At 75.3% G+C, this 17906-nt stretch carries 1 pseudogene; it reads left to right on the forward strand.

The annotated features are described in order from the left end of the window. The first annotated feature begins 38 nt into the window (after window positions 1–38). Window positions 39–17898: pseudogene (locus IG74_RS45935) on the forward strand (non-ribosomal peptide synthase/polyketide synthase). Window positions 17899–17906 lie beyond the last annotated feature (8 nt).

Genomic DNA, 17906 nt, shown 5'->3' on the forward strand with positions numbered 1-17906 from the left:
CGCACCCGCACCGTCCCCGCGCCGAAGGACATCCCCCCATGACGGACCTGCATGACAAGCCCACCCCGGCGACCTCCCTGCCGCCGGCCGACCACGTCGCCCCCGGCGGCGGAGGCGGGAGCTCCGGTGCGCACCCGCACCCGTCGCTCGGTGAGCTGTTCGCCGCATGGGTGGCCCGCACGCCCGACGCGCCCGCGGTCACCGACGGTCAAAGGACCTGGTCCTACCGGGAGTTGGCGGACCGGGCCGACCGCCTGGCCGCCGACCTCCTGCGGCACGGAGCCGGACCGGACCGCACGGTGGCGCTCGTTCTGCCGCGCTCGATCGAACTGATCGCGGCAGAGATCGCCGTGACACGTGCTAGTGCCGCGTTCCTGCCCGTGGACCCGGGCTACCCCGCCGAGCGGCGCGAGCTGATGCTGGCCGACGCCGCACCCGCGGTGGTCCTCGACGACCTGGCCCGGGTCCGCGCCGTCCTCGACGACGCGGCCGGACCGGTGCCGGATCCCCGGCCCGCGCCGGTGGGCGCCGACCACGCGGCGTACGTCATCTACACCTCCGGATCCACCGGCAGGCCCAAGGGCGTGACCGTCACCCACCGGGGCATCGCGGGCTTCAGCCGCGGCTGCGCCGAGCAGTACACCGTACGGTCCGGCGACCGCGTCCTGCAGTTCTCCTCGCCCAGCTTCGACGCCGCCGTCCTCGAACTGTGCAGCTCCGTCCTGTCCGGCGCCACCCTGGTGGTGCCGCCGCACGGACCCTGGCTCGGCGACGAACTCGCCGCCGTCCTGGACGAACACCGCATCACCCACGCCCTGATCCCGCCCGCCGCCCTCGCCACCCTGCCCGACCCGGCGGGCGGCGTCGGACGCCATCTGAGCACGCTGATCGTGGGAGCCGAGGCCTGCCCCCCGGCCCTCGTCGACCGCTGGGCCCCCGGCCGCCGGATGATCAACTCCTACGGCCCCACCGAAGCGACGGTCGTCGCCTCCTGGACCGGCCCCCTCACCGCGGGCAGCGGCGCACCGAGCATCGGCACCCCGCTGACCGGCACCCAGGCCCACGTGCTCGACGCGGCGATGCGACCCGTCGAGCCCGGCACCGAAGGCGAGCTGTACGTCGGCGGGGACGGCCTGGCCCGCGGCTACCACGGCCGCCCCGGCCTGACCGCGACGCGCTTCGTCGCCAGCCCCTTCGGCCCGCCCGGCGCCCGGCTCTACCGCACCGGCGACCGCGCCCGCTGGAACGCCGAGGGCGAGCTGGAGTTCCTCGGCCGCGCCGACCGCCAGGTCAAGGTGCGCGGCTTCCGCATCGAACCCGGAGAGATCGAGGCGGCGCTGCTGCGCGGACCCGGCGTGCGCGAGGCCGTCGTCGTGGTGCGCGAGGACGAGCCCGGACGGCGACGGCTCGTCGGCTACGTCACGCCCACCGACGCCGACCGGGCCCCGCAGCCCGCGGCACTGCGCGCGGCGACGGCCGCCGTCCTGCCCGCGCACATGGTCCCGGCCGCCGTCGTCGTCCTGGACGAACTCCCGCTCACCAGCCACCACAAGGTCGACCACAAGGCCCTGCCCGCCCCCGTCCGCGAGACCGCCGCCGGGACCCAGCCGCGCACCCCGCGGGAAGCGGCCCTGGCCGCCATCTGGGCAGAGGTCCTCAGAGTCGACGCCGTGGGCGCCGACGACGACTTCTTCGACCTCGGCGGCGACTCCGTCCTCGCCGCCCGGACGCTGTCGCGGATCACCGAGGAACTCGGCGTCCGCCTCGCGGTGCGGGACGTGTTCACCGCGCGGACCGTCGCCGCGCTCGCCCCGCTCATCGGCGACCCGTCCGCCGCCGCCCCGCCGGAGCCGATACCGCCCGCCCCGCGCGACCGCCCCCTGCCCCTGTCCAGCGCGCAGCAGCGCCTGTGGTTCCTCGACGACCTGAGCGAGGGCGGCACGGAGTACAACACCGGCGTGGCGCTGCGGCTGCGCGGCGACCTGGACGGCACCGCGCTGCGCCGCGCCCTGGACCGGCTCGCCGCCCGCCACGACGCGCTGCGCACCACCTTCGCCACCGTGGCCGGACAGGGCGTGCAGCGGATCAGCCCCACCGCCGAACTGCCCCTGCGCACGGCCGACGTGGGGCACGTGCCCGCCGCACGGCGCGCCGAGGTCGCCGAACGGCTGCTCACCGAGGAACTCGGCCGCGCCTTCGACCTGACGGCGGGACCGCTCACCCGGGCGCTCCTCATCCGCGTCACCGACGACGAGCACCTGCTGCTGCTCGCCCAGCACCACATCGTCACCGACGGCTGGTCGGTGGGCCTCCTCACCCGCGAACTGGCCGCCCTCTACCACGCGGAGACGACCGGCACACCGGACGGCCTGCCCGCGCCGAAGGCCCAGTACCCGGACTTCGCGGTGTGGGAGCGGCGGCAGCGCTCCTCCGGCGCCGACAGCGAGGACCTCGCGTACTGGAAGCGGCACCTGACCGGCATGCAGCAGCTGGACCTGCCCACCGACCGGCCACGGCCACCGGTGCGCACCACCGGCGGCGCCGCGCACCGCCACCCGCTCCCCGCGGACCTGGTCGAGCGCCTGCGGCAGCTGGCCGCAGGCTGCGGCACGACCCTGTTCACCCTGTTCGCCGCCGCGGCGGCCGTGCTGTTCTCCCGGTACTCCGGCCAGCGGGACGTGGCCTTCGGCACCGTCACCAACGGGCGCGGACGCCGCGACCTGGAGGACGTCACCGGCTTCTTCGCCAACACCGTGGTGCTGCGCGAGGAAGTCGACGACACCACCACCGTCGGCGGATTCGTGGAGCGCATGCGCGCCACCGTCCTGGACGCCTTCGCGCACGACGGAGTGCCCTTCGACCGCGTCGTCGAGGAGCTGGCCCCGCCCCGCGACCCCAGCCGCACGCCGCTGGTGCAGGCGCTCGTCGTCCAGCAGACCGCACCGGACCACCCGCCGCTGGCGGGCACCGTGCGCGTCGAGGAGCACCCGCTGCCCCGCCCGGCCTCCCGTTTCGACCTGGTCCTGGAGTTCGCGCCGCGCGCGGACGGCGGCCGCGAGCTGACCGTCGAGTTCAACACCGATCTGTTCGACGTGGACACGGTCGCCCGGATGAGCCGCCATCTGCACCGCCTCCTGGAGGACATGGCGGACGGCCCGCACCGGACGCTCGCCGAGCTGCCCCTGCTCCTGGAGGGCGAGCGGCGCACCCTCCTCGAGGCCTGGAACCCGCCCGTGCGCGCCGCGCACGAGGCCGTCGGCAGCACCCTGCCGGCCCTGTTCGAGGCCCAGGTGGCCCGCACCCCCGACCGGACCGCCGTGGCCTGCGGCACCACGCGCCTCGACTACGCGGAGGTCAACCGGCGCGCCGACCGCGTCGCCCGGCAGCTCATCGCCCGCGGCGCGGGCCCCGAGACGCTGGTGGCCCTGTGCCTGCCGCGCACCGCCGACCTGGTCCCGGCCCTGTGGGGCGTCCTGAAGTCCGGCGCGGGCTATCTGCCCGTGGACCCCGGCTACCCCGCCGAGCGCATCCGCTTCATGCTCGCCGACGCCGACCCGGCCCTCGTCGTGGCGGGGCGTGCGACCGCCCACGCGCTGCCCGCGGACTGCGAGCCGCTGATCCTGGAGGACTGCCTGGCCGACGGCGCGGACCTGCCGGAGGACACGGACCCGGCGACGGCGTTCCCGGCACGGCGGCCGCTGCCCGACCACCCCGCGTACGTCATCTACACCTCGGGGTCGACGGGCCGTCCCAAGGGCGTCGTGGTCGCCCACCGCAGCGTGGCGGCGCTCGCCGCGTGGGTGGCGGAACGGTTCGGGCCCGAGCGGCTCGCCCATGTGATCGCCTCGACCTCGCTCAACTTCGACGTGTCGGTGTTCGAGCTGATCTGCCCCCTGCTCGCGGGCGGCAGCGTCGAGGTGGTCGCGGACCTGGCGGCCCTCGCCGAAGCTCCCGACCTGCGCAGCGCGGGACTCGTCAGCGGCGTGCCCTCGGTGATCGCACGGCTGCTCACCGAGGGCGGCGCGGCCATCGCGTCGGACACGTTCGTCCTGGCCGGAGAGGCGCTGCCCGCGCAGACCGTGCGCGACCTGCGGAGGGCCATGCCGTTCTGCGAGGTCGCCAACATCTACGGCCCGACCGAAGCCACCGTCTACGCCACCGCCTGGTTCGCCGACGACACCGAGCCCGACCAGGCCCCGCCGATCGGCAGGCCCGTCGCGCGCACCCGCGCCTACGTCCTGGACCGTCTGCTGCGCCCGCAGCCCCCGGGCGTGACGGGCGAGCTGTACCTCGGCGGCGGCGGTCTCGCGCGCGGATACCTGCGCCGCCCCGGACTGACCGCGACCCGCTTCGTCGCCGACCCCTTCGGCGCGGCAGGGGACCGCATGTACCGCACCGGGGACCTGGTGCGCTGGACCCAGGCGGGCGATCTTGAGTACCTGGGCCGCACCGACCAGCAGGTCAAGGTGCGCGGCTTCCGCATCGAACTCGGCGAGGTGGAGGAGGCCCTGCTGCGCTGCGAGGGCGTGGCGCAGGCCGCCGCGGCCGCCCGCGAAAGCGACGGACACCGGCGCCTCGTCGGCTACGTCGTCCCCGCCCCGGGAAAGCGGGTGGACCCGGACGCGGTGCGCCGCGAGCTCGGCCGCGCCCTGCCCGACTACCTGGTCCCCGCCGTCGTCGTCGGGCTCGGCGCGCTGCCCCTGAACCCCAACGGCAAGCTGGACCGCGACCGGCTCCCCGACCCGGGGCCCGCCGGGCGCACCGCCCGGCACGTGCCGCCGCGCACACCCACCGAGCGGACCCTCGCCCGCATCTGGGCGGACGTCCTGCACGTGGAGCGGGTCGGGGCGGACGACAACTTCTTCGCGCTCGGCGGCGACTCCATCCTGAGCATCCAGGTGGTCGCCCAGGCCCGGCATGCGGGCCTGACGGTCACCTCCCGCGACGTCTACCGGCACCAGACGGTGGCCGACCTCGCCCGCCGCGCGGACGCCGCGGAAAGCCGGAGGCCCGCCGCCCCGGCCCAGGTGGCGGCCACGGGACCGGCGCCCCTGACACCCATTCAGCGCTGGCTGTTCGACAGCGCCGCCGGGCGGTCCGGCCACTTCGCCCAGACCCTGTCGGCGGAGCTGTACGAAGCGGTCGACGCGGTGGCCCTCGAAGGCGCGCTCAACGACCTCGTCGCCCACCACGACGCGCTGAACTCCCACTTCCTCACCGACCTCGTGACCGACGGCTCGTCCGGCGTCCGTTGGTACGTCGACGGGCAGACCCCGCGCCTGCGCCTGGCGCGCCACACGGGACCCGACACCGACGCACCGCACCTGGGCCCCTTCGACCTGCGGAACGGCCCGCTGCTGCGCGCCGTCCTGCACGAGCGCGGCGCGGGGCTGCGGCCCGTCCTGCACCTGGCCGTCCACCACCTCGTGGTCGACGGCGTCTCCTGGCGCGTCCTGCTCGAAGACCTCGACCGGGCCTACCGCGCCCGCCGCGAGGGCCGCGCCGGGGCGGCGGCGCTGCCCGCCAAGTCCTCGCCGCTGCGCCACTGGGCACGGCGCCTGGCCGCGCACGCGGCCGACGGCGGCTTCGACGACGAGAGGGAGTACTGGACCCGGGCCCTCGCGGGCGCCGCGGCGACCCTGCCGACGGACGGGGCGGGCGCCAACACCTACGCCTCGGCCCGCTCGGTGACCGTACGCCTCACCGCCGAGGACACCGCCGCCCTGCTGCGCACGCTGCCCGACACCTACCGCACCCGGGTCAACGACGTGCTCCTGAGCGCGCTCGGGCGCGTGCTGTGCGCGTGGACCGGCCACGAGCGGGTCCTGGTGGACGTCGAAGGGCACGGGCGCGAAGAGCTGTTCGCCGACGTCGACACCAGCCGGACCGTCGGCTGGTTCACCACCCGCCACCCCGTCGCGCTCGCCGTGCCGCAGGACGCCGGCTGGGACGCCGTCCTGAAGCAGGTCAAGGAGCAGCTGCGGGCGGTGCCCCGGCACGGCCTGGGGCACGACGCGCTGCGCCATCTGACCGGCCCCGGCACGGCGCCCGCGGCGCCCGCCGCGCAGGTCAGCTTCAACTACCTGGGCCGGTTCGGGCTCCCGGACGCGCCGGACGGCCTGTACGGCGGCCCGTGCCGCCCCCTGGAGCTGGACGCCGACCCGCTGTCCGCGCGCCCCCACCCGCTGGAGGTCGTGGGGCATCTCGACGGCGACGTACTGGAGTTCACCTGGTTCTACTCCGACGCGCTGCACCAGGAGGCGACCGTCGCGGGCCTCGCCGCGCGGTTCGCGGACGCGCTCGCCGGGATCGCCCGGCACGCGGCCCGGCCCGGCACCGGCGGCCGCACCCCGTCGGACTTCCCGCTGGCGCGGCTCGACCAGACGGCCGTGGACCGCGTCGTGGGCGACGACCCCGGCGCGGTCGAGGACGTCCACGCGCTCACGCCCACCCAGGCCGGGATGCTCTTCCACGGCCTGTCGCAGGACGACCAGAGCGTGTACTTCCAGCAGGTGTCGTTCGTCCTGGACGGCGTGCCGGAGCCCGCCGCCCTCGCGGCCGCCTGGCAGCGCGTGACGGACCGCACCCCGGTGCTCCGGTCCCGCGCGGTCTGGCAGGACGTGCCCGAACCGCTCCTGGTGGTGCTGCGCCACGCGTCCGTGCCCGTCACGCACCTGGACTGGCGCGAACTGACCGACGACGAGCAGGCGAGCGCGCTGCGTGACCTGCTCGACCGCGACCGCGAGCGCGGCATCGACCTGGCCCGCGCCCCGCTCCAGCGCCTGGTCCTCGTCCGGCTCTCCGACAGCTCCGTACGCGTGGTGTGGTCCTTCCACCACCTGATCCTGGACGGCTGGAGCCTGTTCCAGGTCCTGTCCGACGTGTTCGCCTGCCACGCGCAGCCGTCCCGCTCCGCCGACGAGGGCGATCCGCTGCCCGCGCGGCGGCCCTTCAGCGACTACGTGGCCTGGCTGCGCGACCGTGACGACGACCGCGCCGAACGGCACTGGCGCGACCGCCTCACGGGTCTGACTGAGGCGACCGCGCTGCCCTACGACCGCGAGCCGCGCGAGACCCACCACGCGGAGTCCACCGAGGCGGTCCGCGTCACGGTCCCGCAGACCACGACGCGCGCCCTCGAAGACCTGGCCAGGGCGGCGGGCCTGACCCTGAACACCCTGGTCCAGGGCGCCTGGGCGCTCCTCCTGAGCCGTCAGGCGGGCCGGGAGGAGGTCGTCTTCGGCACCACCGTCTCCGGGCGGCCGCCCGAGCTGCCGGGCGCCGATTCCATGACCGGCCTGTTCATCACGACCCTGCCCACCCGTGTCCGCGTGCCGCGCGACGGCACCCTCGTCGACTGGCTGGGCGCCCTCCAGTACGACCAGAGCGAGGACCGCCGCTTCGACCACGTGGCGCTCACGCGGCTGAAGGCCCTCACCGGACTCCCCGAGCGGACCGCCCTGTTCGACAGCATCGTCGTCTTCGAGAACTACCCCGTCGACGACGACCTCGCCGCCGCCCACGGGCTGCGCCTGAGCGACCTCGACGGCATCGAGACCACCAACTACCCGCTCAGCCTGGTGGCCTACCCCGGCGCGGAACTCACCCTGCGCCTCGGCTACGACCCCGCCCTCTTCGACGCCGCCACGGTCGCCCGGATGGCCGAGTACCTCACCGTCCTCTTCGACGGCATCGCCACCGGGCCCGAGCGCCCGCCCGCGCGCCTTCCCCTGCTCACCCCCGCCCGCCGCCGCCAGGTCCTCGACGAGTGGAACGACACCGCCACCAGCGTCCCCGACGCGACGGTCGCCGACCTGTGGGCGGCTCAGGTGGCGCGCACACCCGACGCCCTCGCCCTGGAGGCGGGCGCCGACCGGCTCACCTACCGGGACCTGGACGCCCGGGCCAGGGCCCTCGCGGCCCGGCTCGCCAGCCATGGCGTGACGGCCGAAGCACCCGTGGGCGTCCTCATGGACCGCTCGGCCGGCCTGGTCGTCGCACAGCTCGCGCTCGCCCTCTGCGGCGGCGTGTACGTACCCCTCGACGGCCGGGCGCCGGGCGAGCGGCTGCGGCGCATGCTCGCCGAAGTGGGCGCGGACCTCGTCCTGACCGATGCCGAGTGGGAGCGGACGGCGCGGGAAGTGCTGCCCGACGGAACGGTGCTGAGGCCCGACCACGAGCCGGAGCAGACGGCACCGGAGACGCCCGCCGCCCCGGCCCCGCACCCCGACTCCGTCCAGTACGTGATGTTCACCTCCGGCTCCACCGGCACCCCCAAGGGTGTCGCCGCACGCCACCGTGACGTCGCCGCCCTCGCGTCCGACCGCGCCTTCGCCGGACACGACCGCGTCCTCGTGCACTCCCCGCACGCCTTCGACGCCTCCACCTACGAGCTGTGGGTGCCCCTGCTGCGCGGCGGAACGGCCGTCCTCGCCCCGCCGGGGGACGTCGACGCCGCCGTCGTCCGCAGCGCGATCACCGACCGAGGCGTGCGGTTCCTGTGGCTCACCGCGGGCCTCTTCCGCCTCCTCGCCCAGGAGGACCCCACGTGCCTGCGCGGCGCGCGGGAGGTGTGGACCGGCGGCGAGGCCGTGCCGGGCGCCGTGGTGCGCCGCGTCCTCGACGCCTGCCCCGACCTCACCGTCGTCGACGGCTACGGCCCCACCGAGACCACCACCTTCGCGACGCGGCGCGCCTTCCGCGCCGGTGACCCGCTGCCTCCGGTGCTGCCCATCGGGCGCCCGCTCGACAACACCCGGGCGTACGTCCTCGACGCCGCCCTCCAGCCCCAACCCCCGGGCATTCCGGGGGAGTTGTACGTCGCCGGGGCCGGACTCGCCCGGGGCTACGTGGGGCAGTCGGGCGCGACCGCGGCCCGCTACGTGGCCGACCCGTTCGGCCCGCCCGGCTCCCGCATGTACCGCACCGGCGACATCGTCCGCTTCGGCGGCGACGGCGAACTGCACTTCGTGGGCCGCGCGGACGACCAGATCAAGCTGCGCGGCTTCCGCGTCGAGCCCGCCGAGATCGAGGCCCGGCTCACCGCGCACGCGGGCGTCGCCGAGGCCGTCGTGTCCCTGTGCGAGCACGCCGGACGCAAGCGCCTGGCCGCCCACTTCGTGCCCGCACCGGCGGCGGGCGCGCCGACCGCGAGCGAACTGCGCGCCCACGTGGCCGCCGAACTGCCCGACTACATGGTGCCCGCCGCCTTCGTCACCGTGCCGGAGCTCCCGCTGACCGCCAACGGCAAGGTGGACCGGGGCAGACTGCCCGCGCCGGACTGGTCGGCGGCGGGCGACACCGCCTACCGCCCGCCCCGCACCGAGGCCGAGCGCGTCCTCAGCGAGATCTGGGCCGACCTCCTGGGAGTGGACCGCGTCGGCGCCGACGACAACTTCTTCACCCTCGGCGGCGACTCGATCCTCAGCATCCAGGTCGTGTCGCGTGCCCGCGCCGCCGGGCTCGGGCTCACGCCGCGCGACCTCTTCCGCCACCCCACCGTCGCCGCCCTCGCCGCCGCCACCGGAACGGCCGCGGCCGTCGCCGGAACCGGCCCCGTGACCGGCGAGGTCCCGCTCACGCCCATCCAGCACTGGTACCTCGACCCAGGGCCGAGCCGCCCCGAGGTCTTCGACCAGTGCCTGACCGTCGAGACGGACACCGACGTCGACGCGGACGCCCTGCGCCGCGCCCTCGCGGCCCTGTGGGCCCACCACGACGCCCTGCGCGCCCGGTTCGTCCGGGGCGACGACGGGACCTGGCACCAGCACTGCCCAGGCCCGGACGAGACGGCACCGGACCTCCTGGAGGTCCGCGACCTGAGCGGCCTGGACGCCGAGGCCGCCGAAGCCGCCGAGGCCCGCGCCACCGCCGAGGCGCACGCCGGGTTCCGCCTCGCCACTGGCCCGCTCCTGACCGCACGCCTGTTCACCGGCGCGCGCCCGCGCCTGCTCCTGACCGTCCACCACCTGGTCGTCGACGGCGTGTCCTGGCGCATCCTCCTGGAGGACCTCGACACCGCCTACCAGCAGGCGCGGGCCGGTGCACCGGTACGCCTTCCGGAGCGCACCACGTCCGTCCAGGAGTGGGCCCGGCGACTGCGCGCGCACACCGCGTCCGGCGGGTTCGCCGGGCAGCGCGCCCACTGGGAGGACGTGTCCGGGCACTGCGCCGCACCGCTGCCCCTGGACACCGGCGCCGCACCGGGCAGCACCACCATGGCCGACGTGCGCGCGGTCACCGTACGCCTGGACCGGCAGCGCACCGACGACCTCCTGCGGAAGGTGCCCAGCGCCTACCGCACCCGCGTCGACGACGTGCTCCTGACCGCTCTCGGCCGTACCGTCTCCGACTGGATCGAACGTTCTACCGTCGCCGTGGCTCTGGAAGGCCACGGCCGCGAGGACCAGCTCTTCGACGACATCGACCTGTCCCGCACGGTCGGCTGGTTCACCAGCCTGTACCCGGTCGCCCTGGACGTGCCGGACGCGGACTGGGGGACCGCCCTGAAGTCCGTCAAGGAACAGCTGCGGGCCGTGCCGGACCGGGGCATCGGCCACGGCGCCCTCGCCCGCCTCGCCGGGGACGACCGCCTCGCCACGGCGCCGACGCCCGGCATCAGCTTCAACTACCTGGGCCGGTTCGACTGGTCGGCGGGCAGCGGCGGGGCGCTGGTGCGCGGCGTGCCAGGCGGCCTCGACGGCGCCGACGCGCCGGACGCGGCGCGTCCGCACCTCCTCGACGTGATCGCCCGCGTCGAAGGCGGACAGCTGGAGATCACCTGGCACTACAGCCACACCCTGCACCACGAGGAGACCGTCGCGGGCCTCGCCGACGGCATGCTGCGCGCGCTCACCGAGATCGTCGCGCACTGCTGCCACGAGGACGCCGGGGGCCGTACGCCGTCGGACTTCCCGCTGGCCCGCGTGGACCAGACGGCACTTGACCGCGTCGTGGGCGACGGCCGAGCGGTCGCGGACCTGTACCCGCTGACACCGATGCAGGCGGGCATGCTGTTCCACAGCCTCATGGACCCCGACGCGCGCACGTACGTCAACCAGGTCCAGCTGGTGCTGTGCGGAGTCACCGACCCGCACGCCCTGGCCGAGGCGTGGCAGCGGACCGCCGACGCCAACGCGATGCTGCGCACCCGCCTGGTGTGGCAGGAGACCGCCGAACCGCTCCAGGCCGTACAGCACCGGGCCGCCGTGCCCGTCGCCCACCACGACTGGACCGGCTGGCCCGCCGACCGGTGCGCGCGGGAGATGGACCGGCTGCTCGACGAGGACCGGGACGCCGGGATCGACCTGGGCGCGGCGCCCTTGATGCGCCTGACCCTGATCCGCCTCGCGCCGGACCGGGTGCGGATGGTGTGGACGTTCCACCACGTCCTGCTCGACGGGTGGAGCGCGGCCCAGGTCTTCGACGAGGTGTGCGAGCGGTACGCGGCGCTGACCGCGGGACGCCGTCCGGAGACCGCTGAGCGCGCGCCGTTCCGCGACTACCTGGAGTGGCTGTCGCGGCAGGACACCGCGCGGTCGGAACGGTACTGGCGCGAGACGCTCGCCGGGTTCGCCGCCCCCACCGAACTCCCCAGGGACCGGCGGCCCGCCGAGGCGCACCGCACGTCGTCGTCGGGGACCGTCGGCGTGGCGCTCGACGCCGCGACGTCGGCGCGGCTGCGGGAGACCGCGCAGCGTTCCGGACTGACCGTCAACACCCTGGTGCAGGGCGCCTGGGCGTTGCTCCTTTCGCGGTACGGCGGCGAGGACGACGTCGTGTTCGGCACCACCGTCTCCGGGCGCCCCGCCGAACTGCCCGGAGTGACCTCGATGGTCGGGGTGTTCATCAACACCCTGCCCACGCGCGTACGGATCGACGGCGGCCGCGGCCTGCTGGAGTGGCTGCGGGAGCTCCAGGCCGCGCAGTCGGAGTCCCGCAGGCACGACTTCGTATCGCTCGCCCAGCTCCAGACCTGGAGCGAGGTGCCCGGCGGCACGAACCTGTTCGACAGCATCGTGGTCTTCGAGAACTACCCGTTCGACGAGGGTGCCCTGGCCCGGCACGGCCTGACCATCGAGCAGGAACGCGACGTGGAGCCGACCAACTACCCGCTGAACGTGGTGGTCGCCCCCGGGGACGTCCTGTCGGTCATCCTGGACTACGACCCCGGCCACTTCGCGGAGTCGACCGCGCGCTCCCTGTCGGAGCGGCTTCTGCACACGCTGCGCCTCCTGGCCGACGCGTCGGACGACACCCGTCTGGACGCGGTGGACGTCCGTGGGCCCGGGTGATCTGGTGGCCCTGGTGCTGCCGCGCTCGGCCGAGATGGTCCTGGCCCAGCTCGGTGTGACGAAGGCGGGTGCGGCGTACGTACCTGTGGATCCGGGATATCCGGCGGAGCGGGTGGCGCTGATGCTGCGGGACGCGGCGCCCGCGGTGACGCTCGACGCCGAGCGGGTCGCCGACCTGCTTGCGGACGGTGCGCGGGAGGACCGGCCCACCGACGAGCACCGCGTGCGCCCGTTGCGTCTCGACGATCCGGCGTATGTGATCTACACGTCGGGTTCGACCGGTACGCCCAAGGGTGTGGTGGTGACCCATCGTGGTCTGGCGGGCTTCTCCGCTGCGGAGGCGGCGCATTATCAAGTGGCGGCGGGGGACCGGGTGTTGGCGTTCGCCACGCCGAGTTTCGATGCCTCGGTCCTGGAGTTGTGCATGTCCCTGCCGCAGGGCGCGGCCCTGGTCGTGCCCGCACCGGGGCCGCTGCTCGGCGCGGACCTCGCGGAGGTGCTCCGGGTGGAGCGCATTACCCACACCCTGCTGCCGCCTGCCGCGCTGTCCACGCTGCCGCCGGAGACCCCGGGCACCCTGCCCGACCTGAAGACGCTGACGGTCGGCGCTGACGCCTGCGGTCCGGAACTGGTGGCCGCGTGGGCGCCGCACCACCGCCTGGTGAACTCCTACGGCCCCACCGAAGCCACCGTCGTCGCCACCTGGTCGGGGCCCCTGACCGCGGACGGTTCCGCCCCGCCCATCGGTCGGCGGCTGCCCGACACTGGCGTGTACGTCCTGGACGCCCGGCTGCGGCCGGTCCCGGACGGGGTGGCGGGGGAGCTGTGGCTGAGCGGCCCGACCCTGGCCCGCCCGGCGACCTGGCCCGCCGCGACGCCCACGGCGAACTGCACTACCTGGGCCGCACCGACCGTGGCCGCGGCCGCCGCCCGCGTGTCGGAGCGCGACGGCCACCGCCGCCTCGTGGCGTACGCGGTGCCGCGCGGCAGCACCGCACCGGACCCCGTCGCGCTGCGCGACTTCCTCGCCCGCACCCTCCCCGACCACCTGGTCCCCGCGGTCGTCGTACCGCTGGAGCGCCTGCCGCTCGGCGCCACCGGCAAGCTCGACCGGAACGCGCTGCCCGACCCGGTGTGGCCGGCCGCTGCCGACGGGGACGGCGTCCCGCCGCGCACCGATACGGAGAAGGCGCTCGCCGCGATCTGGGCGGAGGTCCTCGGGGTGCCCGACGTGGGCGCGCAGGACAACTACTTCACGCTCGGCGGGGACTCCATCCTCGGCATCCAGATCGTCGCCGCGGCCCGCCGGGCCGGATTCGCCCTGACGCCACGGCATCTGTTCCGCCACCAGACGATCGCCGAGCTGGCGGCCGCGGCGGAGGACCTGCCCGCCGCCGGAACGGCGGCCGAACAGGGCGCCGTCGTCGGCGACGCACCACTCACACCGGTCCAGCGCTACCTGTTCGACACCCTCACCGGTGACCCGGCCCACCTCACGCAGGCCGTCGCCTACCAGCTGGCCGCCGACACCGACGAGACCGCGCTGCGCGCCGCCCTCGCCGCCGTCCACGACCACCACGACGCGCTGCGCCTGAGGTTCCCGAAGGACGCCGACGGGGTCCGCCGCCAGCACGGCACTCCGCCGGGCGCGGACGTGCACCTGGAGGTGCACGCGGCAGAGGGCGAGGGCCCGGACGTTCCGGCCGGGCTCGTCGACCGCCTCTGCGCGGGCTTCGACCTGGAATCCGGGCCGCTCCTCAAGGCCGCGCTGTGCCGCACGGGTGACGGGCGGCGGCCGGTCCTGGTGCTCGCCGCACACCACCTCGTGGTGGACGCGGTGTCCTGGCACCTGATCCTGGAGGACCTCGACACCGCGTACGGGGCGCTGCGCGCCGGGAACACGCCCGACCTCGGGCCGAAGACGACCTCCTTCCAGGCGTGGGCCCGCCGTCTCGCCGCGCACACCGAGGCCGGAGGCTTCGACGCCGAACTCGACCACTGGCGGAACGTGCCCGACGGCCACACCCTGCCGACCGACCTCACCGGGGCGAACACCGCCGCGAGCGAGGAGTCGGTGACGGTGGGCCTCGACAGCGAGGAGACCCGCCGGCTCCTCCAGGACGTGCCCGGCGTCTACCGGACCCGCGTCAACGACGTGCTGCTGTGCGCCCTCGGCCGCGTCCTGGCGCGCTGGACGGGACGGGACCGGGTGGCCGTGACCCTTGAGGGCCACGGCCGGGAGGAGCTCTTCGACGACGTCGACCTCTCCCGCACCGTCGGCTGGTTCACCAGCGTGTTCCCCGTCGCGCTCGACGTACCGCGCGACGCGGACACCGCCACCGCGCTGAAGTCCGTCAAGGAGAGCCTGCGGGCCGTGCCCCACGGCGGCATCGGCCACGGCGCCCTGCGCCATCTGCACCCGACCGCGGGCGCGGGGCTGCCCGGGCTGCCGCAGATCTCCTTCAACTACCTGGGCCAGCAGGACCGGCACGCCTCCGGGAGCCTGCTGCACGCGCCCCACGGCGACCTGGCGGGCGGCATGGACACGGCCGCGGACCGCCCGCACCTCCTGGACGTCGTCGGGCGCGTGACGGACAAGCGCCTGGAGTTCACCTGGTCGTACTCGCGCGACGTGCACCGGAGCGACACCGTCGCCCGGCTCGCCGCCGAGATGACCGACGAACTGCGGGCCGTCGCGCGGCACTGCGCCGAACCCGGCGCCGGGGGCCGCACCCCGTCGGACTTCCCGCTGGCCCCGCTGGACCAGGAAGGCGTCGACCGCCTGGTGGGCACCGGACACGACGTCGTGGACCTCTACCCGCTCACCCCGACCCAGGCCGGGATGCTCGTCCACGGCATGGACGAGCCCGCCGAGGGCCTGTACGTCGAGCAGATCACGTTCGTCATGGACGGCGTGCCCGACGCCGGCGTGCTGGCCGCGGCCTGGCAGCACGTCGTGGACCGCACCCCCGTGCTGCGCACCGCCGTCGTCCTGGACGGGGCGCCCGTGCCGCTCCAGGCGGTGCGGCGCGCCGTCACCGTGCCCGTCACCGAACACGACTGGAGCGCCCTCGCGCCGGACGCGCGCGACACGGAGCTGGAGCGTCTGCTCGCCGAGGACAAGGCCCGCGGCATCGACCTGGACCGCGTGCCGCTGCTGCGCGTCGCCCTGATCCGGCTCACCCCGGACGAGGTGCGCGTGGTGTGGACCTTCCACCACGCACTGCTCGACGGCTGGAGCGTCTTCCACGTCCTCGGGGACGTCGTGGCCAGTCACGCCGCCCTCTCCCGAGGGGAGGAGCCGCGGCTGCCGGAACGCAGGCCGTTCGCGGACTACGCCGCCTGGCTCGCGGCCCGCGACACCGCGCGGGCCGAGGAGCACTGGACGGGCGCGCTCGCGGACCTGACCGCCCCGACCCCGCTGCCCTACGACCGCAGGCCGGCCCAGGGCGCGCCCGCCCGTTCCGGAAGCTGGCTGGCCGAGTACCTGGAGGAGACCGAGACGGACCGCCTCGCGGACTTCGCCCGGCGGCACCGGCTGACCCTCAACACCGTGGTGCAGGGCGCCTGGGCGCTGCTCCTCTCCCGCTGGAGCGGCGACCGGAACGTGTGCTTCGGTACGACCGTCTCCGGGCGGCCCGCGGACATGCCCGGCGCCGAGACCATCGCCGGCCTGTTCATCACCACGCTGCCCGCCCGGGTCACCGTGGACGGCGACGCCGCGTGCGCCGCGTGGCTGCGCGAGACGCAGGCCGCGCGCGCCGAGGACCGCCGCTTCGACCACGTACCGCTCACCGACCTGCAGTCCGTCAGCGGACTGCCCGCCGGAACACCGCTGTTCGACAGCCTGCTGGTCTTCGAGAACTATCCGGTCGGCGACGACACGGCGGGCGCGCACGGCGTCCAGGTGCGCGACCTCGACGCCCACGAGTCCACCAACTACCCGCTGACCGTGGTGATCCTGCCGGGCAGCCGGATGGGCGTCGTCCTCGGCTACGACCCCCGCTACTTCGACGAGTCCACCGCGCGCTCCCTCTCCGCCCAGCTGGTCCACACCCTGCGCGCCCTCGTGGCCGCACCGGACGGTACGCCCCTGGACGCCGTGGACGCCCTGCCGCCGGAGCTGCGCGAGCGGCTGCTGCGGGGGCCCGCGCGTCCCGCGGAGGCCCCGGTCGCGCCTGAGGTGCTGCCCGCGCTGGTCGAAGCGGCAGTGGATCGCACGCCGGGGTCGACGGCGTTGGTCGCGCCCGGTCTGACGCTGTCCTTCGCGGAAGTGGAGGCGCGTGCGAACCGGTTGGCGCATCAGCTGATCACGCGGGGCGTGGGCCCGGGTGATCTGGTGGCCCTGGTGCTGCCGCGCTCGGCCGAGATGGTCCTGGCCCAGCTCGGTGTGACGAAGGCGGGTGCGGCGTACCTTCTCCGCTGCGGAGGCGGTGCACTATCAAGTAGCGGTGGGGGACCGGGTGTTGGCGTTCGCCACGCCGAGTTTCGACGCCTCGGTCCTGGAGCTGTGCATGTCCCTGCCGCAGGGCGCGGCCCTGGTCGTGCCCACGCCGGGGCCGCTGCTCGGCGGCGAACTGGCCGAGGTCCTGCGTACCGCACGCATCACGCACACCCTGCTGCCCCCGGCCGCGCTCGCCACCCTGCCGCCGGACACCCCCGGCACCCTGCCCGACCTGAAGACCCTCACAGTCGGCGCCGACGCGTGCAGCGCCGAACTGGTGGCCCGCTGGGCGCCGCACCACCGCCTGGTCAACTCCTACGGCCCCACCGAAGCGACGGTGGTGGCCACCTGGTCGGGGCCCCTGACAGCGGACGGCGGCGCCCCGCCCATCGGCCGCCGACTGCCCGACACTGGCGTGTACGTCCTGGACGCCCGGCTGCGGCCGGTCCCGGACGGGGTGGCGGGGGAGCTGTGGCTGAGCGGCCCGACCCTGGCCCGCCCGGGCCTCACCGCCTCGCGGTTCACGGCCGACCCGTTCGGCCCGCCCGGCTCGCGCATGTACCGCACCGGCGACCTGGCCCGCCGCGACGCCCACGGCGAACTGCACTACCTGGGCCGCACCGACTGCTCGACGCCGTGGTCACGGTGCGCGAGGACGAGCCGGGGCTGCCGCGCCTGGTCGCCCACCTGCTCGCCGCACCCGACGCCGAGCGGCCCGCCGCGGCGGAGCTGCGGGCGCTCGCCGCCCGCACCCTGCCGGGGCCCATGGTCCCCTCGGCGTACGTCGTCCTCGACCGCTTCCCGCTCACCGAGAACGGCAAGACGGACCGGGCCGCGCTGCCCGCGCCGCCACCGGACCAGGAGGAGACGTCCGGCCACGTCGCCCCGCGCACCCCCACCGAGGAGGCCGTCGCCTTCCTGTGGGAGGAGGTCCTGCAGACGGTGGTGGGCGTGGAGGACGACTACTTCTCCCTGGGCGGCGACTCCCTGCGCGCCCTGCTCATCGCCTCCCGGGCCAACGACGCGTTCGGCGTGACCCTCACGCCCCGCGACGTCCTGGTCCACCGCACGGTCGCCGCCCTGGCGGACCTGGTGGAGGAGCAGGTGCTCAGCGAACTCGAAGACGCCGCACGCGGCGACAGCGACCACGACGAACGGTGAGGACTGCC

It is taken from the genome of Streptomyces sp. NRRL B-1347, assembly GCF_000720325.1.
GTDB lineage: Bacteria > Actinomycetota > Actinomycetes > Streptomycetales > Streptomycetaceae > Streptomyces.